Raw genomic sequence first — 22,461 nt, 5'->3', positions numbered from 1 at the left:
AACAAAATGTTGTCCCTGCTCCAATCTTTAGAATCTTATTCCAGACGAAACAAAAGTACACAAAGCTTTATGATTCCTGTAATCACAATGATACACGCATCTTTACAGGCAGAACAGACGTGCTCCGCCTGTAACATTTTTCTTTGATGATGTTACATCCAGGCCTATTTACCTTATAATTAAACATAACGGGGGGCTGTTCAACATTGAACAGCCCCCCGTTTCCCGACAAACAGCATTCAGCGTTTCTCGTAATACTTCACCCAGTCCACCCACATTTCCACAGGTAATTCTTTCGGGTCCACAGCGCCAACCCATGAACCGCCCAACTGCATATCTATCAATAAATAGTAAGGTTGATAGAAAGGGAACTGCCCTTCCTTGTCCGTATCAATGCGCGGATAAGTATAGGTATGACGATGATTGACAGCAAACACCAGGCTATCCGGATAAATATCTACCGAATAGATATTGTATTCCTCAGGATTTATCTTATTAATACCTCCGTGAGGCGGATTATCCTTTATACCTAAGACATGTGTATAGTAAGAATGGGTAGTCTGATAAGCAATACGATCATGATTCAACCGTTCCATAATATCAATCTCACCTCCTTTGGGCCACTCCGCTTTTTCGGGAAGCATCCATATAGCCGGCCATGCCCCCTTAGCGGCTTGCAATTTAGCACGTATCTCCACTCTTCCCCCTGTAAACAATTTCTTTCCTTTGGTATAGACACCTCCCGTCAGATAAGGAGCCGTATCATTTTTTTGAGTATGATTGGCTATTCCACGAAGTATCAGATTTCCATCCTGCATAGCATAACATGAATCATAATAAGACATATAGTTGTTCCAATCGGATGTTCCGCGAGGTATCTTAGTCCATACCGATTCGTCAAAACTGTTTTTTTGATCAAAATTCTCCACCCATACCAGCTTCCATTCTTTACTTTTAACCGATGTCTTACAAGCACTCACCAAACAAACCAGCCCCATACAGGCCCAAACAAATAAAAGGCTTTTTCTCATAGTATTTATTTCTATCTGATAAAAAAACAATGCCGTATCAAACGAAATATAATCTCATTCAATACGGCTAATTTATCTATTAATAATGTATTTATTTCGCCAAGCTATAAACCACATCCATTATCTTCTGGCCTATTTCATCTGCCGCTTCCATGGTTGCAGCCTCAGAATAAACACGGATAATAGGTTCAGTATTACTCTTACGCAAATGTACCCACTTGTCTGGGAAATCGATTTTCACACCGTCTATGTCGTTTATCTCTTCATCCTTATACAGTTCCTTTATTTTGGCCAAAATAGCGTCCACATCCGTTTCCGGAGTCAGATCAATGCGATTCTTGGCAATGAAATAAGGAGGATAAGTAGCACGCAGTTCACTGACTTTCTTCCCTTCGTGTGCCAAATGGCTCAGGAATAAAGCAATTCCCACCAATGCATCACGTCCGTAATGGCTTTCAGGATAGATTACTCCACCATTTCCTTCACCTCCAATCACTGCATGAGTCGCTTTCATCTTGGTAACCACATTCACTTCCCCTACAGCCGAAGCATTGTATTCGCAACCATATTTACGGGTTACATCGCGCAAAGCACGGGTAGAACTCAAGTTAGAAACGGTATTTCCGGGAGTATGTTTCAATACATAGTCTGCCACGGTCACCAATGTATATTCTTCGCCATACATTTTTCCATCCTCACAGATCATAGCCAGACGGTCAACATCCGGGTCTACAACAAAAGCCACGTCACAACCGCCTTTGGCCATCAACCCCATAATATCCCCCAGGTTCTTTTCCAAGGGTTCCGGATTATGCTGAAAATCACCGGTCGCTTCACAATAGAGCTTTTCTACATGCTTCACTCCCAATCGTTCCAACAATTCAGGAAGAATAATACCGCCAACTGAATTAACGCAATCTATAGCTACACGGAAATTGGCCTTACGGATAGCATCCACGTCTACCAATTTCAAAGCCAAAACACTATCTATATGTTTCTGATTGTAGGTATTGTCTTCGCGATAACTTCCGATGTGGTCGATATCGGCAAATTCAAACGCTTCCGCTTCTGCTATACGCAGCACTTCATTTCCTTCTTCTTTATTCAGAAATTCTCCATGCTCATTCAGCAACTTTAAAGCGTTCCATTGTCTGGGATTGTGGCTGGCAGTCAAAATAATACCACCACACGCTCCTTCCATGGTTACAGCCAATTCTGTAGTCGGTGTAGATGCCAGTCCGATATTCACCACATCAAATCCCATTCCCATTAAAGTACCGCATACCACGTTCTTCACCATTTCGCCGGAGATACGTGCGTCACGTCCTACTACAATTTTATTGCTCTTTACTGTAGTTGTTTTACGTATCAGCGTTGCATAAGCTGATGTAAATTTCACTATATCCAGCGGGTTCAAACCTTCCCCCACGTGTCCTCCAATGGTTCCACGAATTCCGGATATTGATTTAATTAATGTCATCGTGCTAATTGATAAGTTATTTCATAGTAACAAGGATAGACAGAAGCAGAAGCGTCAGATTGTCCTTCACTGTGAGGTACAATCAGTCTGACCTTAGAACGACCGGAAATCTCTCTGCCGACCTTTATGTAATTGAATGGAATCAACCATCCTGAAGGTACGTAAGGTGTCCCCCAAACTGTATACATTATACCGGAGGTGAATGTAGCTGAAAAAGATTTTCCACTTTTTGTCAGCATCATAGCATCCGGATAAACCATTTGAGAATTCCCATAGTCTGTATTCCAAGACAAAGAATCTATTCCATCCGAAGTAATCTGTTCCTCCACATACCGGGCCAAAATCTCATAGCGACCGTCTTTCAAACGCTCACCATTTCCTTCTGCCACAATCTGCATATAAACACCTGTTTCCGAGAAAAGGACAAACTGGTTTTCATCCACATTGGTTGTAGAATCCTGTTCCTGAAACTGTTCAAAGCTGATCACATTGATATCTTCCCGTTCAATAAATCGTTTGATAGCTTCTCTCTCTTCTTCTTTCATTTCAGCATAGGTCTTTCCATTATTGCAAGACTGGAAGACCAGCCCTAAAAGAAACACAGATGCGAACAATATACCTAATTTCTTCATTCTAAGTTCTGTTATTTTCGGGCAAAATTAATAAATAAGCCCCTAACTTTTATATTGTTTGTATGCAATTATACTAAAATAACTATTTTTTTGCCAGAAGCAGTTCCTCGTATTTCACCAAAGCCTGTTTAAACAGATCGATAGCTTCATCCATTGTACCATAAAACTCACCACCGGATGCATTCAAATGACCACCTCCATTAAAAAATTCGGCAGCCACTTTATTACAAGGGAAAGTACCTACAGAACGCAGAGATACCTTTATCATATTCTTTTCCGTATCCTCACGCAAGAATACGGAGAAAATAATATTCTTTATGGAAAGCGGAATATTCACAAACCCTTCCGTATCTCCTTTTACATACTGGAATTTACTTTGTTCCTCTTTTGTCAGCCAAATCAATGCCGAATTGAACTGAGGGAATACTTGCATCTTGTCGTACAGCACATATCCCATCAGGCGTAAACGTCCCTCAGAATATGTATTATAAACTTTACGATAAATCTCATCCTTATCAATGCCTTTTGAAAGCAGTTCACTAATAATGAAATAAATTTCACGGTCATTAGAATTATAAGTAAAGCCACCTGTATCGGTCATCATCCCCGTATAAATACATTCAGCACCTTCTTTGGTGATATCCTCAAAATACCCCAGACGGCATATCAACCGGAAAACCAATTCCGATGTAGAAGATATTTCAGGATGAGAAATAATGATTTTACAAAAGGCTTCCGGATTAAGATGATGGTCAATCATCATTTTACGTGCCGGCGACTGAGCCACAGCATCCGCCATCGCATCAATACGAGACAAAGCATTGAAATCCAGACAACAGATCACATCTGCCTCATTCAGCAGCTTATTGGCAAATTCAGTATATTTATCGTACCGGATTATATCCTTGGCTCCCGGCATCCATCTCAAAAAATCCGGAAAAGCATTGGGAACAATGACATTCACCGTTTTTTCCTGTGATTCTAAAAAATGCCATAATCCTAATGAGGAGCCAATGGCATCACCATCCGGTGACACATGGGTAACAATAACTATTTTATCAGCTCTTTCAAACCATTTTTCGGCATGGTCTATATTAGCCTGTGCAATTACTTTTGATAACATATTCAATCTTTTTCTTTTGAAATGGCAAATTTACAAATTAATTCTTTATTCACAGAAGAATACGGTAAGAACCTTTCGGAGATATATCAATATAATCCAATCCCAAACCTCTACACTCGTCCTTTAACAAATTCAATCTATACCCACCGAGCGAAGCATCCAGTATGACCTTCCTAATTTTAAATATTTTTTGTAATGGGGCAATTTTTCCTTTAAAACCTTTACACAAGTACATATAATCAATATCCAACAAACAATCAACCGATCTGCTCCGCCAGCGGTTATCAACCAAAACACATATATTCAGACCTTTATAATGATAAATGCTATCCTGTTGCCAAACATCTTTTTGAGGACAAACTTTTACTTGCGAATGAGCCAGGGTTAACTGAAAAGACTCCTCTTTCATATAATATAGACAACCTGAAAATCCTATAAAAAAATTGATTCCACACAAAACAGTAATCAACAATTTCCGTGAAGGAGATAACAGATAAGATAATAACACAAATAATAATACATAAAGAATACCAACCTGAAACAAAGACAAATGTATATCGCCGGAATGTGATATAGGCAAATCCCCCACCCATTGCATACTGTTATTCAGCAACCACAACACCCCGTTCAATCCTTTTACCACCCATATATGCAATACCGTAAAAGGAGACAACACAAAACTTGCTACCGATCCATAAATTATAACAAATACTAAAGGTGCCACTATCAAATTGGCCGGTAAAAAACAAACAGGAAAATAAGCGAATTTATAAATAACCACAGGAGCTGTCCCTAACTGTGCCGCCAGCGAAACCACCACTATCCCCCAAATATAACGAGGTACAGGGTGATGCACCCGCCAGCACCGAAAAATGACAGGATAAATAAACAAAATTGAAAATACAGCCAGAAATGATAGCTGGAACCCGGTATCAAAAAGATAAAAAGGATTATAAAGCAGCATAAAGAATGCCGCTATAGCCAAAGTATTCAATGACAAAGTCCGTTCTCCTGCCGCACGTGCCACTGTCATTAACATACACATTACCACCGCCCGTATAACCGAGGGAGGCAAGCCCACTAAAAAAGCAAATGTCCATAACAACAACACAATAATGCCACACTTTACCCATCGCAGCAGGCAACTTCTATCCAGCGGACGCAATATCCAACACAATAATCCCCACAAAACAGCTATATGCATTCCTGACAAAGCCAAGATATGGCTCACTCCCGCCACTTGATAAGTTTCACGTAAATCCTCACTCAGTTCCTCTTTATAGCCAACAGTCAAAGCCGACAATACGGCAAATTCATCTCCCGAGAATCCCCACTTCCGATAACTGTTCAGTATTTTCTCTCTCCATACACCTGTCCGCTGTTTCCATGTCAATGCCGATTTCTTGCCTGTCCATTGCCAATACCCCGGAAAGATTACGGCCGTTCCGCTAATTTGCTGTCTGAAAAGATAAGCCGCATAATCAAATTCTCCCGGAATCACCTCTCTTTCAGGAGTCGAGATACGTGTATAAAAGTTCAAATGGTCTCCACATCGTAAATTTACAGAAAGACTATCTTTCATAATATAGACTAGTATCATGCGATTAACAGGAACTATCCCCCTCTCAGACATTTCTTTATCTATCCGCAATTTACAGAGATATGTTTTTGCCTTTTCTTGTGGAACATCCACTATCACCCCTTGATACATATTCTTCCCTGATGACCATTCATAGTCCACCCGTTGCCATTTTTGCTGTAGCAACAATGCCCCTACACAAAATAGAAACATAAAAACCATGCCTCCAAATAACCATCGGGAAAGGTAGCCTTGCCATTTCACCAATACAATCAAGCCAATCAAGCACCCCAATATTCCCGTGCCAGAAACAAGCACAGGCAAGGCGCCTTGAAAAAAATGATCGGATACAAAAATTCCGGCGACTAGAGGTATAGTCAACCGGAACATGGAACAAGGCTTTACAGCCGCTATATTTCGCACTTTGGTTTTAAGTTCAAAGAGATTTCAACCGATGTATCATGTCTGACATATCAGGAGCTTTGAACACAGCATTTCCTGCCACCAGCACGTCCGCTCCAACCTCTACAAGCTGTCTGCCGGTTTCCAGGTTCACTCCCCCGTCAACCTCTATCAATGCCTGCGAACCTGTATTCGTTATCAACTCACGTAATTCCCTCACCTTATCCAGGGTATGTACAATAAATTTCTGACCACCAAAACCGGGATTCACACTCATCAGCAATACCATATCCACGTCACGGATAATATCGACCAACATAGCCACAGGAGTAGACGGATTCAATGTGACAGCCGCTTTCATTCCGGCATCCTTTATTTGTTGCACCACTCTATGCAAATGTACACAAGCTTCATAATGCACATTCATCATCATTGTTCCCAAATCTTTCACTTCTTTAATGAATTTCTCGGGATTAACAATCATCAAATGTACATCCAAAGGTTTTTCACACAACTCGGCTACATATTTCAATACAGGAAAACCAAAAGAAATATTCGGTACAAACACACCATCCATTATATCAATATGCAACCAGTCGGCATCACTACGATTTATTTGTTCTATGTCTGCCTGTAGATTAGCAAAATTGGCAGACAATAAAGAAGGGGATATCAGAGGTCTATTCATGGTTCACTGTTCTTATTCTTTTTATACAGAACAAAGATAACCATATTTTATATAAGAACAGTGAAAAAATTCATTTTATTTCGGCAAAGTAAACCGCACACCCAACTGTATATTAAAATTAAAAGGATGTTCTTTGCGAATCGTATTTACATTACTGCCGTCATCAAAGTAATAAACAACTCCCGGCTCCGCATAAATACCCAATTTCTCTGTAATCTTAAACTGCGCACCTGCCGCTGCGGACAAAGACCATTGCAAAGGTTTCACTTTGACATCTTCTTCCCCTCCCGAAAATTGTTCATCTTTTCCTGCATTTGATGTAGAAACACTGCCGATAATGCTTCGCTTTCCAGATACACATTTTTCTACCGCTCCACCTGCCGAAGCATACACTTCAAACCGCTTGTTACTCCATATATTCCGGTTCACTTTCAAAGGAATACCCACATAATGCAGTTTCTCTTCCCAGCCATAATTGTTTTTTTGAGTTCCCGAACGTGTTTCGGATGAAAGCTGGGTATAAGTCACCCCAGTTTCTACAGCCCAATCATCACTTAAATCAAAACGAAGGGAAGCTCCAAAAGTAACAGGCATACGATATTTTATATCAGACTGCGCATTCTGTCCTTCCGACAAGTTATTGAACTGAACCAGCTTATCAATTTCAGCCCTTGTTTCCACTCCATAAGCACTATTCATTGTTGCGTTCCTTGCACCATTAGGCAAAGGCAAATATCCATCCATACTAGTCGAGGATGAAAAGGTTCCATTACCGGTAGAAAGTCCTATCGACCAGTTTCTGTCCTTCTTTCTATGAGGAGCCACATAAGCGTAATTCGTTTTGGCAGCCGAATAGGAAGATCTGCCGGCCTGTTTCTGTTGTTTTTGTTCCACTATAACAGATTCCTCTTTTTGCTCTTCAATATAATTTTCCTCTATCTGTATCTCTTCTACCTCTTTATTTAGCAAAACCTCCTGTTCGGCGGCTAACGCCTTTGCCGTAACAGACCGAACAACTTTTACATGTTTCTTTTCCTCAGAACGGGCAGCAGGAACTACCAAGGCCATAGGTTGCTCAGGAGTGATTGATCCCGGCACCAACTCATCGGGTTCGTGCATTACATTCAACCCTGCCGATTGTTGCTCCAAATAGTTTGCTGAAGGTGACTGCCAAAACCATACAGTCAATGAAGACACAACCACTAACAAAGCAACAGCTGCTGCAGCCTGCCAGCGGCGCCACATCGGAATTACTTTCGGAACCGTATCCAGCTCCTTTTCCAACTGTTCCCAAAGATCAGCAGGAGCCGGTTCCGAATAGCCTTCCATCCGAGTGCGGAAATTTTTTATCCATTTATCTTTTTCTTTCATTCCTATATCCTCTTTCTATAATCATTTATTTTTTTCATTAATAAGGTTTTGGCTCTATATAATTGAGACGATGAAGTATGTTCTGTAATTCCTAGCATTTCAGCAATCTCCTTATGTCCCTTTTCTTCTAATACATATAAATTAAAGACCGTTCTATATCCATCCGGAAGTTCTTTAATGAATTGCATTAAAACAGATTGGGGTATTTGCTCAAAATCATCCTCATCTCCATCTATCACATCGGGTAACTCTTCGACTATCACTTCCTGATTGGTAGAAGCTTTCTTGCGAAGATAGCCCAGTGCTTCATTTACCATAATACGTGCCAGCCATGCTTTCAATGACCCCTCTCCTTTATAAGTAAATTGACTGAATGAACGAAATATATTCAAAAATCCATCATGTAAGACATCCTGTGCCACTTCCCTATCACCTGTATAACGAACACAAATGGCCATCAATTGCCCGGCATAACGCTCATACAATTGCTTGCGTGCAAGGTTATCGCCCTTGCCGCAACGTTCCACCAATTCTGTTTCATTCATTGTTTGTGACACTTCTTTATTGAATAAATGATAAGACTGCAAAAATACTGCATCCGGAAGAATAAAATTTTTGCTTAAGCAGATTTAACATTTTTACAAGCAGTAAACTTACTATCTTCGCATTTAAGCGATAGAAACAATTCTAGAAACAGAAAATATGAGAAAATATAAAGCGACAGTTCTTGTAATAATTATGGTAATGCTGATTCCATTTACTCAGTCTTGCCTGAATGACTATGATGATGACATCTACGACATACAAGCAGAAATGCCTTTTAACGCCGCTTTAGCAACCGTAGTAACTCCCAGTGAAGTACCCGGTGAAGCAGTGATAGAAAGCGATAATGATGGAATCGCATACGTAGTGAATCCCGATAAATTAACACGTTTTGAAACAAATAATCCGGGACAACGTATTTTTTATACCTATATAAATGCAGCCAATCCGACCGGAGATGCAAGTAAGAAAGGACCTTTTATTTCTATAGATTACTTGCAGAAGATCTTAACCAAACCAATGGATACACTAAAAGAAAACGATGAAGATATTTACGGACATGATGGAATCAACCTCATCACTCCCATTATGGGTAAGACACACCTGACCCTTATGTTCCAAATATTAGGTTTCAACTCTAATATCAAACATCGGATCAGCCTTGTAGCCACAGAAGGAACCGTTCCTGACGCAAACGGATATATGGCCGTAGAATTACGCCACAATGCCGAAGGTGACAGACAGGAATATCCGAGTCCTGGTTATGTATCCTTCCCTTTATTGGATGTTCCCGGATATAAAGAGGGTAAGCTACAAGGATTTAAAATAAAAATGAATACCATTAACAATGGCGAAGAAACCGTTACAGTAAGTTATAATAAAAGTAAATCTACAAACTTTCCGTTCATACAGAAAGATATATCCAACACAAAAATTAAATGATTCTTAACAACTCCTTGTCTGTCTTATTGTAACGAAAAGGCTGTATCCGAAAATCTTTCGATACAGCCTTTATCATTTATACCGACTTATAGTGTACTAAGATTATACCGTTAATACATCAGCAACACACATACTAACGTATCATTTATTCCACCTTATTATTATCCGAAGTTCTGTAGCCTCTCAAAAAATCAGCCACATTCATACGTTTCTTTCCTGCCAGCTGCAAAATAAGCACATTAATAAAACCATCTTTTACAGCCACCTGAAAATAAGTCTTCATATCCGTACGGATATCGCCTATATTCATCTCATGGGAAACAAAAACTTTCTCCGTTTCATATATTTTCAAAACCTGACGTGTTCCATCAGCCACACAAAGCTCGGTCCATGCAGCCGGATAAGGAGATAGCCCACGAATAAAGTCATAAATCTGCTTCACACCTTTATTCCAGTCTATACGGCAGGTCTCTTTAAATATTTTCGGCGCCGGGCGCAATTCCGTTTCCTGCCGGATCAAATTTTCCTGAGGAACAGGTTTCACACTTCCATCCAAAATAGCATCCACGGTTTCCAAAACCAAATCTCCCCCCAAATACATCAGCTTATCATGTACTATTTCCACATTATCCGTATCAGCAATAGGAACACGCACCTGCTGGATAATCTCACCGGTATCTATCTCATGTTTCAAGAAGAAAGTCGTAATACCAGTTTCCGTATCTCCGTTTATCACCGCCCAATTAATAGGAGCAGCTCCTCTATATTGAGGTAATAAAGATGCATGCAAGTTAAATGTGCCCAAACGCGGCATATTCCATACTATTTCGGGAAGCATACGGAAAGCAACTACAATTTGTAAATCGGCTTGTAAAGACCGGAGTTCCTCTACAAAAGCCTCATCCTTCAATTTCTCCGGCTGAAGTACCCTCAGACCTTGAGAAACAGCATATTCTTTCACCGGACTAGGTTGTAGCACACTGCCATGTCGTCCCATCGGTTTGTCGGGCATAGTTATCACACCTACTACATTGTAGCCTCCTTCAACCAATCTTTTCAGGCTCTCCACCGCAAAATCGGGAGTACCCATATATACGATCCGCAAATCTTTCTTTTCCATATACTTACATTATTTAATCTTCAGAGAAATCAACCAATACCTGCCGGTACGAATTAAATATTTTCGACTTGGAAACAAACCCTTTGTATTTTCCCTCTTCATCAATCACAGGCAGGTTCCAGGCCTTTGTATCATCAAACTTCTTCATCACTTCTTCCATTGAATCAGTAACATTGATCCGTGCCGGAGGAGAAATCATAAATTTTTCTACCTTGAAACGATGGTATAATTCCTGACGGAACATAATATTACGGATATCATCCAATACCACAATGCCCAAAAGTTCTCCATTGACATCCACTACCGGAAACAAATTGCGTTTAGCCTGCGAAATGACTTTAACCATTTCACCTAAATCCATATCAGGACGCACTTTCTCAAAATCAGTTTCAACCACACTGTCAATATTCATCAAAGTCAATACGGCCTTGTCTTTATGATGTGTTATCAATTCACCTTTCTTAGCCAAACGCATAGAATAAATACTATGTGGCTCGAATATCATAATGGTAAGATAAGAACTGACAGATACCATCATCAGCGGAAGGAACAAATCATACCCACCAGTCAATTCTGCAATCAGAAAAATACCTGTCAGCGGAGCATGCATTACTCCCGACATCAATCCCGCCATTCCCAACAAAGCAAAATTTTTCTCCGGAATATAAGGACCTATATGCAGTTCATTACAAAAATGAGCGAAGATGAACCCGGTGATACACCCCAAGAACAAACTGGGAGCAAAAATACCCCCACAACCACCACCGCCATTCGTTGCACTGGAAGCAAAGACTTTGAAAAGTACAATCATGGCCAAATAGACTAGTAACAAATTATCGAACCCATAAAAGATAGAGTTATTCATTACTGTATTCCAGTCATGATTGGTTACGCCATTCAGCAATAAATTAATAGTATCATACCCTTCACCATATAATGGAGGAAATAAGAAAATCAATATGCTCAGCATTGCACCGCCTATAGCCAGCTTGATATACGGATTATTATATCGACGAAATATATTCTCCACAGAATTCATAGCCCGCGTAAAATACAAAGAAACCAATCCGCACGCAATGCCTAACAGAATTGCCGAAGGAATGCGCTCCATCAAAAACGGTTCATCCATATGGAACTTGAACATGGCATCAGGACCGGTAAGAATATAAGAAACAGTAGCTGCCGTGACACAGGAAACAAGAAGAGGCAACAATGATGCCATCGTCAAATCAATCATCAAGACTTCCAAAGTAAAAACCAAGCCTGCAATAGGAGCCTTAAAAATACCGGCCACAGCACCTGCCGCACCACACCCCACCAACAGCATCAGAGTTTTATGCTCCATCTTGAATACACTTCCCAAATTAGAACCGATAGCCGATCCGGTCAACACAATCGGAGCCTCTGCACCTACGGAACCACCAAAACCGATAGTAATGGCACTAGCTATCACAGACGACCATGTATTATGCCGCTTGATGCGGCTTTGACGACGGGATATGGCATATAATATTTTCGTCACCCCATGACTGATGTCATCTTTCACAATGTAACGAATGAACAATCCGGTAAGAAAGATTCCAAAAACCGGATACACCAAATACAACCAGTTGACTCCTGTAGAATCAAAATTTTCAGTCAGAAATTCCTTGATCCATTCTACTAGAAACTTCAAAAACCACGCGGCCAATGCCGTAAAAATACCAGCAAGAAAACTTAATATAAGAATAAAGTGTTTCTCTCTTATCTTCTTTTCGCGCCATAAGATAAAGCGCTGTAACCAACTTTTCTTATTTTCATCTATAATTGCGTCCATTCCTTTTTTTACTCTCTAATAATCTTCACTTCTCCCCCTTTACCCAGTTTGATAATGCTGGATGGTTTGGGATGCCCCACTTCATCTTGTCTATACTCCACAATATAGTCTACAGCTTGTTTTACTTCTTCACTGATTTCACTGAAGTTGGCAGGTGAAGGCTGACCGCTGATATTGGCAGAAGTCGACACAATAGCTTTACGAAATCGGAAACAAAGTTGTTTGGAGAATTCCTCAGCCGTAACACGAATACCAACACTGCCATCCTCAGCCAGCAAATTCTCTGCCAGATTACGTGCCCCATCATAAATAATAGTCAATGGTTTTGTGGCAAACTCAATCAAATCCCAAGCTACCGCAGGTACATCACTAACATAAAAATTTACTTTTACCGTACTGTCCACCAATACAAGCATCGCTTTACTATCAGCACGCTTCTTTATATCATAAACTCGTTTTACCGCCTTCGGATTAGTTGCATCACAACCTATTCCCCAAATAGTATCAGTAGGATAAAGAATCACTCCTCCCTTCTGCATCACTTCACAGGCTTTCTTCAAATCCTCTCTAAAATCTTCGTTCATATCGTTTTTTATTATTTGGTTCTCATTTCAACAAGTTGCAAATGTAGCAAATCCTCTTGATAATGACGAGTTAAACTTGAAAAAAAGATGCCTTGACTGTTTCGGAAAACAATCAAGGCATCTTGTCCAAACAATAAGGATACTTTTATTCTCCCGTTATCTTCTATTTTAAAACAAAGTATTCGTATCCTCCACCAGCCTGCCCATAGCCCAAGCCGCCCGGATATTCAGTTCTCTATCCAAAATCAACACATCGGCATCCATATCTTTCTGCAATGCCCCCTTCCGGTCATCCACTCCCATAATTCGTGCCGGAGTTTCAGAAGCCATCCGTACGGCGTCAGCCAGCGGAATACCAGCTTTTACCATTGTTCGTACTAATATATCCATGGTTGCTATACTACCTGCCAATGAAGAATGATCAGCCATTTTGCACACACCATCCTCAATAATTACATTAGGATCTGTTATTTCCATTCCATCAGCAGCGGCATATGCCAAAGCATCTGTAACCAAACAAGTTTTTTCCACTCCCTTCAATTTATAAGCCAGCCTAAGAATAGTAGCAGGTAAATGGATACCGTCAGCAATCAATTCGATAGTCATTCCGTCTGTCAGATAAACACTTTCCACTGTCCCTTCGTATTTATATTCACGACATTTATGGAATCCCGGCATGCCGTTATAGAAATGGGCAGTATGAGTAAACCCGGCTTCAAACGCAGCTTTTATCCCCTCGTATTCTGATTCTGTATGTGACACAGCCACTAATACTCCTTTTGACTTCAAATAGCGGGCAAATTCCAACGCACCCGGAAGTTCAGGTGAAGCATCCCAACGCTTGATGCAGTCAGTACTTTCCAATAAAGAAGTATATTCCTCTTTATCAGGATTCTTCAATTTCCCTGCAAACTGCTCACCTGCTCTTTTCGGATTCAGATAAGGGCCTTCTACATGCAACCCCAAGACAGGACTATCCTTCTCGTTCATCAAAGTTTCGCACACAGTTACCGCCTTACGGATTTCAGAAAAAGGAGAAGAAGACAAAGTTGGGAAAATACTGGTCGCCCCATGCTTCTGATGGGCTTTTATCGCTGCACGGAACGCCTCTTCCGTACATTCATTAAAATCATGACCACCACCGCCATGGGCATGCATACACACATATCCGGGTACAATATACATCCCTTTAGCATCAATCAGTTTCGCACCGATCAGTGCCAGGTCACAGTTAGTCACTTCCAGTATTTTATTATCCCGTATCAGTACAGAGCCTTCGTCCAACCAACCTTGCGGAGTAAAAATCTTGCCGTTAATAATTTGAGTTAACATGATTAGCGAGTATTAGATAATATTTATTTAATGCTTTTTGTAACAACAAAAGTAAACACTTCTATCGAGAAAGAAAAGTAAATTCTTCATTATCTTTTTTGTTTCTTCAATGAGAATATAGGCAGAAACAAAAATATTCCAAGTATAGACATAACTAACCCGCCTATAGTACCTGCCGCCAAAGGAAACCAGAAAGCCTCTTTTCCATCCCCCACCATAAAAGGAATAAACCCCAGAATAGTAGAAACAACCGTCAGAAAAATAGGCAGAATCTTCGAATTCCATGCTTTGGTAAAAGCACGTGCCGGTAATAACAGAGAATATCTTTTTCTTATCGCATTATATTCATTTAGAATATAAATACTGGCATTCACTGTAATGCCGCACAGTAACACAAAGGAAGCAAATCCGCCCTGATCAAAATTCAGTCCGAAAAGATAGAATGTAAGGAATACGCCAATGTAGGATATCGGAATGACAAAAATAATAGCCAAAGGCTGTTTCAAGGAATTAAACAAAATAGCGGTCGTAAAGAAAATAATGGCAATCACAATCAGCAATAATGCATATTGCTTGTTATCTTTCTTATTCCATGACCAATAATCCTGATCATTTTCGGCTGTATATCCCATAGGTAATACCTTATTAAATTCCTCCAAGTCCTTCTTCAACAGTTTTTTTCCTTGTTCGGATGAACCGATATATTCATATTGCAGGCAAAGACGATATTGTTGGTTTTCTTTTGCAACTTTCTGGGGTGACTGTCCTTTCTGAACTGTAGCGAAATCGGCCAGTTTATAAGAACGGCCATTGATGAAAAACGGTATATTAACCAAGCCCCATACATCATATTGCTGCCCTTGGAGCGATGAAAGCTTCAGTTGTTCCGTCTGATTATCAAACAACACGTTACCACAATAAATATCCCGTCCGAATACAGGGCGCAAAGCGGTAAACAGCTGCGTGGCTGTAACATTCTCTTTCGCCATCCTCAGCTTGTCCAAATCCAGATAAAACTCACTATAATCATCTTTCCACCAAGAAAACTCCGAATTTACCGTCACTTCCTTGATACGGCGGTGTAATAACAACTTCTCCTTCAGCCGTTCCGTCCAATAAGAAAGTTCGTCGTAATTATACCCATACAGTTTCACACGGAAACTGCCGGCACTCTCACGCACATCGTTACTGAATCCCTGATCTTGCAAACCATATACGCTCCAGCTACCACCTCCCAAAGTCAGTGCCTTACTGATTATATTAGCTTTCAAAGTATACGGGAATCCGCTCCGCTGATTTTCTTTTGTAAAATAAATCTGAATATTAGCCTGACGCGCATTATAGATATACGTCTGAAACTGCCTAATTTCCTTAAAATCGCTCAGATAAGTTTCCATCCTCTTTATCAGCACATTCATCTGCTCTAATGTACTGCCATTAGGCAAAGTAGCATAAACGGAAAGCACCACTTCACCTTCATCTCGATTGAAATAACTTCCCTCGTATACTTTTTCTGCAAAAAGACGGAGACTGCCACCTAAAGCCTTGTTGATTACCGGCTTTACCTTATCCTTAAAAGTAGAATTATCAAATACCTTATTATAATATTCCACCCATTTACCTTCTCCTTCCATCTTCTCGGGCAACATAAACACAGGCAGACCGAACCCTAGCAGCAATAACAGGCAAGCTATAACCCTGAAGCGGCATAAATAATAAATCAACCCCTGATAGAAACGGGTAAAATAGACAGTCAACCGTTTCATAAAAGTAGGTCTGAGCAAAAAACGTCTTCTTTTTCTTTTCTTTTTCTTCTCCAGACCTATTTTATCAATCATAGACGGAACAAAGAATAAGGCAACAAACAAAGATACTGCCAGATTGATAATGACTACCGCTGCAAAATCCTGCAAGTTCAGACGTATCTTCTCATCCAAAAAGAAAATAATAACCAATGCCCCGATAGTAGTCAGCGTGGCTGCCAGTACAGAAACAAACGCTTTCAGATTGCGGCGATGCAGAATATGGTCTGTCATCACTATCGTATTATCGATCACCAAATTCAATGAGATGGTAATGCCCGCCAATGAATAAAGCTGCATTTCCAAACCAAATGTATAATAAAGAATGACGGCAACAGATATATTAACCACCAGACTGGTCACAATCAGGAACAGATAACGCAGATTCCGTGTTATCAACGCTACAAACAACAATAGAATCAATACAGTCAGTCCGGTACGAAAATAAATCTTATCCAATTCTTTTTGAATATATTCCGTAGCATCATAACTGATATGCACCTCATATCCCGGAGGCATCTTCTGTTGCAACTCACCCATAAGGTGCTTCACTTCCCCACTTAAATTTAATTGGTTGGCTGTTTCCTCGGCAGTGACATACAGGTAAACAGAGTTCAGACCGTTTATCCGATAATAACTTTGCGGTCGTTCTTCCACATGCTTTACCTTTATCAGTTTATCCAGCGTAACCATCGTTCCATCTTCGGCTTGCAGCTGAATGGCTCCCGGTTCAAATTCCATTTCTTTTTCAGTAGATGTACGTACCAATCTTATCCACTCTCTACCCTCCGCACCTTTCTCAATAGAACAGATCCCCAGAAACTCTTTTTCATAATGGCGGTTAATGGCCCGTTGCACAGCCTGCAGTGTGATTCCCAAACGTGAAAGCTGGTCACTGTCATACTCCAACTGCCACTCCATAGGTGTGGCTCCATTCAATTCCACTTTATAAATTCCCTTCAACTGTCCCAATACCGGCTTGATATTCTCTTCCGCATACTGCTGAATCAAAATAGGATTGGCAGGAGCATTCAGTGTATAAGTAATAAAAGGCCTGGACGCCTTATCATCCGAACGTCTCGTACTGATTTGAGGATAACTCACCCCTTCGGGCAGCTGAGGCCAGGTCTGTCTGATGATGGTAGACACTTCAAAACGAGTAACGTCAATATTCGCATGCTTGTCCAATTCCAAAGAAATTGAGCCGCTTCCGTTATCCGAAGTAGAATTCACCTTCCTGATCCCCTTCACTCTGGCCATCATCGCCTCCAGTTTACTGGTAACCTCCGCCTCAATAACCCGTGACGAATTGCCGGGCATACTGAAAGAGACAGTCAGACCGGGCAAGGTACGCGAAGGCGCCAGCTTAACCGGCAACAACGGTACTAATACCACCCCTATCAGTGACAAACAGACAAATGTCACAATCAGGGTAAACGAGGAGAAGTTACGCGAGTTACTCATCAATAAATTCCTGTATTAAAATCAAACTTGTCTGCCAGAGAAAAACCGGACTCAAAATCGTGCAGTGTCAGTTTACGTATCTTATAATAGTTCAACCAATAATTCTGCAAAGCCGAAATATAATTTTTCTGCGCTTCCTGCTGGCGGTTCAACGAAAGAGTAAGACTATTCACATCCGCCTTTCCGATGATAAAACGTTGTCGTGTCTGCTCGTATGCCATTACGGCAAGGTCCAAAGCCTCCTCCGCACTCGCAATCAAACTCTGCTGAATGTTAAAATCATTCACCGTCATAATCACCTCTTCCTCCACACTCAGTTCTTCCTGACGGGCGGCAATCCTCACCACATTCAGATTATTTCTCGCCATATTATATTTACCCTTTCTCACCCCCCAGTCAATCAAGGGAATGGAAACACTGACAGAAACCAAATCCTGTTGCAAAGGATGCCTGTAAGCATCTCCCAGTTTATCCGCCACTTGGTTAAAACCCACACTGGCATTAAAACTGGCATTAAAACGGGATTCTTTTTTTGTCTTATCCACATTCTGTTCCGCTTCCAGCACATTCTGCCGTTGTTCCAGAAAAGTAGGGTTATTCTCTTTGGCCCGTATCAATGCATCATCTACCGGAATCATCTTTCCTGTGGGACGTCCCGGTATATCCAGTTCAATCACGGTATTCTTATCCAGATTCAGAAAGGAAGCCAATGAAAACATAGCGCGTTTCAAAGCAATCTGCGCATTCTGCAACGTATTATGCGCATTCACTTTGTCCAGTTGCAATGTCAGCAAATCGGCACGTGATATGGCTGCTATCTTATGACGCTGGAGCCCGATGCTATAGAGGGTATCACTGGACGCCACATTCTCCTCCGCCAAGCGGTAATCCGCCTGCGCCATAGCTAACGCAAAGAAATAAGTCACTGCTTCTTCTGAAACCATTTCCGTGTTATAAATGAATTGTTTCTTCACCTTTTCATACTTCAGCGGCTCTATTTTCCGGTCCCAACGAAAAGCATTATATCCCAACAGGCTCTGTTGATATCCCACACGCACAGGGATACTGGAATATTGTGTAGACTTTGAGTCACCGAAATTACGCATAAAGTCCAGTTCCGAATCAATATAGAAAGTACCGCCCGTCCAGTCCAGATTCTGTTTGATACTCAATCCGCCTGATGCACTGAACATCTGTTGTTCACGATACACATCCATATCCTCATTCGAATCATAACGCTGGGTGATATAGCGATAATATTTAGCCGGAGTCAGATTCAATGTAAGACTTGGCAAACGATTCGCCTTGTAAGTACGATATTCCCAATATCCCGACAAATAAAGATTCTGATATCTGAAAGCGGACAAGGAACTATCATTCGCAATCTCTATCGTGCGTTGCAAATCCAGCTTCACCACCTGCTGCGCCTTTGCTCCGAGAGACAACAGCATACACCCCACCATCCATATGCTAATGTACTTCATTTTTGTCATGTTTTCTATAAATAAACCAATATATTAAAGGAATGATAAACAAGCTGACCAAAGTTCCCACCACCATAGAGCCAATCATGGCAATAGACAAAGGCTTCTGCATCTCCGACCCCATATCCGAGGTAAACAGCAACGGAACCATTGCAAAGACAGTTGTCAGCGAAGTCATGATAATCGCTCTCAACCTGCGCCTGCCCGCTGTATGAATGGCTTCCACCAAAGGCATCCCCGCTTTCCGTAATTCATTGATGGCATCCATTTTTAAAATAGAGTCATTCACCACAATACCACAAGTCACGATAATGCCTATGGCAGACATCAAATTCAACGTGTGACCGAAAACCCATAATGCCAGCAAAGCAAAAGCCGTATCAATAGGAATTTCCATCAAGACAATCAGCGGTTGCAGGAAACTCTCGAATTGCGCGCAAAGGATAAAATACATCAGCAACAAAGAAACAAAAAGAATCACAGTCAATTCCCCCATCATTTTTTCATTCGAAAAGAAACTACCCGAGAAATCCACTTCCCATTCCTTTTCCTCACTAACCACCTCTTTTACATTCCGCATCAGTTCCGGTGCATCCTTCACATCATAAAAACTTAAAGGAATATATTCTCCGTTCTTTCCCGCCGTAATACTCTTCAAATCTTCGGCGGGCACTACCGTCACCAGATTATTCAAAGGAATATGATTCACCTCTCCGTTACCATCCGCCATCGTCCGCACCAAAGTTTCACTTAATACACTATTTACACTCTTTTCCTCTCCGGCAATACTGATAGGCAGATATTGCTGATAAGAGCGTAAAACGGAAACCTTGTTTTCTTTGAAAGCCGTGCGGAGCACCCGCGTCAATTCATCATATGATACGTTATACAACAACAGTTTTTCTTTATTGATTATCAGATTCATCTGATTCCGGAAAGCGATGCCCGTCGGAACATTACCCGCCACCCGCGTAATTTCCTTTTCCAACCGCTGCAAATGCTCCGCATCCGGTGCCTGCGACTTATTCGCCGTATGGAGTTCCGCTACCACATCCGCTTCTCCTGTCACAAACAATTTTTCAAAGATTGTTTCGGGAGGTGAGAAAGTAACCACAGCCAACGGATATTTCTCTCTTATCTCCTTCTCTAATAATTCCTGCAATGAATAGATTCCGGATGGCTTTTCCGTCTTGAAATAAAGTTCCGCTTCGGTAGACGAAAGTTCACTGCCCCCGTTCAATATATAATCCTGCATACCCACATAAGCAGCATGCTCCGTTACCCGGTCGTCCACCTGTTTCATTAAATCATCCACCCGGCGGTTGTTCTCGTCCACATGGATATTCTCATTCCACTCTATCCTTGCCACCAGTTCATTCTGGTCAATCTGCGGCATACGCTCTTTTTCCATTACATAAAAAAGAAACACACACAGTGGAAGGGTTGCCAGCGTGCCGGCCACACAAAGCTTTTTATGTGAGAACACCCAGTCAATCCCTTTATCATAAAAGCTTTCCAGCCACTCATTTTTCAGCAGATTGTCAAAACGTCTGGAAAGAAATCCCTTACTGCGGATACCGACCTTATAAAACAACAGATACAATACGGGCAGCAACATAATACCCGTAATATAAGATATCATCAATCCCACCGTGATAGAAAAAGCCTGATCCATAAAAATAGCTCCGGCTATGCCACTCATAAATATCAAAGGCACAAATACCGCAATGGTTGTAAGGGACGAACTGAGCATCGGTGTAATCATTTCCGTCGTGCCCACGGCACACGAACGTTTCAGAGAATACCCCCGTTCACGATACTGCGAAATATTTTCCGTTACAATAATGGCGCTGTCTATCATCATACCTACTGCCAGAATCAAGCCCGAAAGTGATATCACATTCAGCGACACATGACAGAAATAAAAGAAAAAGAATGTGATTACAATAGAAGTAACCATGCTGATGCCGATAATCAACGGTGAACGGACATCCCCCAGAAACAGCACAGCTACAATAAAGATAAATAGAAAGCCCAAAGAAAGATTCTGCTGTAAATTTGAAATGGTGTAGTCCAGCAATTCCGTCTGGTTACGGCTCACGCTGAACTCAATATCCGGATACAGGGATGCAAAATAATCGGTTGTTTCTTTCAGCTTCTCTTTCATGACATCCATATTTTCATCGCTCTGCTTGATAATGGCCAGCGTTACCGCCCTTTTTCCTCCGGCTACGGAACGTCCCATCTCTTTTTGCGAAACAATATCTACTTTGCAGAGCTCTTTCAACTGCATAATACGTTCCCCCTTGCGGATATAGATATTCTTCACATCCTCCGGGGTACGAAGCAGGGTAGCTATGCGAATATTATATTCATAATAACCATCCCTCACCAACATGCTTCCCGGCTCTACATTATTGGCGGAAAGTGTATTCTCTATATCCTCCACACTGATACCCGTCATGGCCAGTTTATCTTTATCAGGAACAATTTGCAAAAGCCTTCCGGGCACTCCGGTTATATCCGCCATAGCCACTTCGGGTAACTGTTCGATGCGGCGTTTCACCACATTCTCCGCCAATTCGCACAACTCCAGAAATTGTTGCTCGTCGGTTTCCTGATAAGCACCGTCGTTTTTCAAAGTCATATTGACATAAAGTACAGGAATATCCGTTGCACTCGCTTTGATAGCCTTGGGACGCGTCACTTCCTTGGGAAGACTGTTCATAGCGGCATCTATCTTCTCATTCACCTCTATAAATGCCAGATCGGTATTCACACCAAAATCAAATTCCAGACGGATAACGCCCGCCCCGTCACGAGTTTCACTTTTTATTTCTCTCAGTCCGGCCACTTGCAGCAACTGCCTGCGCACAGGGGTAACCACCGTATTCTCCAATTCCCGTGCCGATGAATTCTCACCCGTCACCTGTATGGTAATCTGCGGTATGGCAATATCGGGCAGCAAAGATACAGGCAGCGAGAAGTAAGTCACCAACCCAACAATAAAGCAGGCGGTAAAGGCCATCAGCACCGCAATAGGACGTTGTAATAAAAACTTAACCATA

At 41.3% G+C, this 22,461-nt stretch carries 16 protein-coding genes; 1 reads left to right on the top strand and 15 read right to left on the bottom strand.

What is annotated here, in order from left to right:
* Window positions 1-239 precede the first annotated feature (239 nt).
* The 8 genes from AB5935_RS00660 to AB5935_RS00625 all read right to left on the bottom strand — a co-directional run bounded on the left by AB5935_RS00660 (window position 240) and on the right by AB5935_RS00625 (window position 8,851).
* Window positions 240-1,031 carry a glycoside hydrolase family 16 protein gene (locus tag AB5935_RS00660; RefSeq protein WP_007831796.1) on the bottom strand — a complete coding sequence of 264 codons (792 nt, stop codon included), beginning with the start codon at window positions 1,029-1,031 and terminating at the stop codon, window positions 240-242.
* 91 nt (window positions 1,032-1,122) lie between these two features.
* Entirely contained in the window at window positions 1,123-2,511 is a 1,389-nt protein-coding gene (gene glmM / locus AB5935_RS00655; protein WP_007839853.1) for a phosphoglucosamine mutase, read from the bottom strand.
* On the bottom strand, window positions 2,508-3,143 hold the full coding sequence (locus AB5935_RS00650) for a DUF4827 domain-containing protein (RefSeq protein ID WP_007831794.1): 636 nt from the start codon (window positions 3,141-3,143) through the stop codon (window positions 2,508-2,510). The genes glmM and AB5935_RS00650 overlap by 4 nt, the downstream gene beginning before the upstream one ends.
* An 82-nt stretch (window positions 3,144-3,225) precedes the next feature.
* Window positions 3,226-4,266, bottom strand: coding sequence for a DHH family phosphoesterase (locus AB5935_RS00645; RefSeq protein WP_007853646.1), 1,041 nt, complete (start codon window positions 4,264-4,266; stop codon window positions 3,226-3,228).
* A 49-nt stretch (window positions 4,267-4,315) separates the two neighbouring features.
* Window positions 4,316-6,235 (bottom strand): ComEC/Rec2 family competence protein, encoded by a 1,920-nt coding sequence (locus tag AB5935_RS00640; protein WP_007846147.1) that lies wholly within the window; start codon window positions 6,233-6,235, stop codon window positions 4,316-4,318.
* Window positions 6,236-6,281: 46 nt separating this feature from the next.
* Window positions 6,282-6,935, bottom strand: a complete 654-nt coding sequence (rpe, locus tag AB5935_RS00635) for a ribulose-phosphate 3-epimerase (RefSeq protein WP_007831790.1) — start codon at window positions 6,933-6,935, stop codon at window positions 6,282-6,284.
* Between the two features lie 75 nt (window positions 6,936-7,010).
* Window positions 7,011-8,306 carry an outer membrane beta-barrel protein gene (locus AB5935_RS00630; protein ID WP_007831788.1) on the bottom strand — a complete coding sequence of 432 codons (1,296 nt, stop codon included), beginning with the start codon at window positions 8,304-8,306 and terminating at the stop codon, window positions 7,011-7,013.
* A 2-nt stretch (window positions 8,307-8,308) separates the two neighbouring features.
* The gene (locus tag AB5935_RS00625) at window positions 8,309-8,851 is read right to left on the bottom strand and encodes an RNA polymerase sigma factor (RefSeq protein ID WP_007831787.1); all 543 of its coding nucleotides are present in this window, start codon (window positions 8,849-8,851) and stop codon (window positions 8,309-8,311) included.
* Between the two features lie 157 nt (window positions 8,852-9,008).
* On the opposite strand from AB5935_RS00625, the gene AB5935_RS00620 reads away from it, so the two are divergent.
* Window positions 9,009-9,791 carry a hypothetical protein gene (locus AB5935_RS00620; protein WP_007831784.1) on the top strand — a complete coding sequence of 261 codons (783 nt, stop codon included), beginning with the start codon at window positions 9,009-9,011 and terminating at the stop codon, window positions 9,789-9,791.
* A gap of 145 nt (window positions 9,792-9,936) precedes the next feature.
* Here the strand turns inward: AB5935_RS00620 and fmt are convergent, their stop codons facing one another.
* From fmt to AB5935_RS00585, 7 genes are all read right to left on the bottom strand, one after another.
* Window positions 9,937-10,911: a methionyl-tRNA formyltransferase gene (gene fmt, locus AB5935_RS00615; protein WP_007831781.1), complete on the bottom strand. Its 975-nt coding sequence runs from the start codon at window positions 10,909-10,911 to the stop codon at window positions 9,937-9,939.
* Window positions 10,912-10,924: 13 nt separating this feature from the next.
* Window positions 10,925-12,727: a chloride channel protein gene (locus AB5935_RS00610; protein WP_007831779.1), complete on the bottom strand. Its 1,803-nt coding sequence runs from the start codon at window positions 12,725-12,727 to the stop codon at window positions 10,925-10,927.
* A gap of 8 nt (window positions 12,728-12,735) precedes the next feature.
* The gene (locus tag AB5935_RS00605; protein WP_007839836.1) at window positions 12,736-13,311 is read right to left on the bottom strand and encodes an L-threonylcarbamoyladenylate synthase; all 576 of its coding nucleotides are present in this window, start codon (window positions 13,309-13,311) and stop codon (window positions 12,736-12,738) included.
* Between the two features lie 168 nt (window positions 13,312-13,479).
* Window positions 13,480-14,643: an N-acetylglucosamine-6-phosphate deacetylase gene (nagA, locus tag AB5935_RS00600; RefSeq protein ID WP_038610668.1), complete on the bottom strand. Its 1,164-nt coding sequence runs from the start codon at window positions 14,641-14,643 to the stop codon at window positions 13,480-13,482.
* Window positions 14,644-14,732: 89 nt separating this feature from the next.
* Window positions 14,733-17,909: an efflux RND transporter permease subunit gene (locus AB5935_RS00595; protein WP_038610670.1), complete on the bottom strand. Its 3,177-nt coding sequence runs from the start codon at window positions 17,907-17,909 to the stop codon at window positions 14,733-14,735.
* Window positions 17,909-19,393, bottom strand: coding sequence for a TolC family protein (locus AB5935_RS00590; RefSeq protein WP_038610672.1), 1,485 nt, complete (start codon window positions 19,391-19,393; stop codon window positions 17,909-17,911). Before AB5935_RS00590 ends, AB5935_RS00595 begins: the two co-directional genes overlap by 1 nt.
* Window positions 19,380-22,460, bottom strand: coding sequence for an efflux RND transporter permease subunit (locus AB5935_RS00585; protein WP_005842965.1), 3,081 nt, complete (start codon window positions 22,458-22,460; stop codon window positions 19,380-19,382). The genes AB5935_RS00590 and AB5935_RS00585 overlap by 14 nt, the downstream gene beginning before the upstream one ends.
* Between the last annotated feature and the right edge of the window lies 1 nt (window position 22,461).

The sequence above is a fragment of the Phocaeicola sp. RTP21198st1_B8_RTP21198_201120 genome (assembly GCF_040929485.1).
GTDB classification, from domain to species: domain Bacteria; phylum Bacteroidota; class Bacteroidia; order Bacteroidales; family Bacteroidaceae; genus Phocaeicola; species Phocaeicola dorei.
Note: the sequence above shows the minus strand (reverse complement) of the source record. Positions and strands in the feature narration are given on the sequence as shown.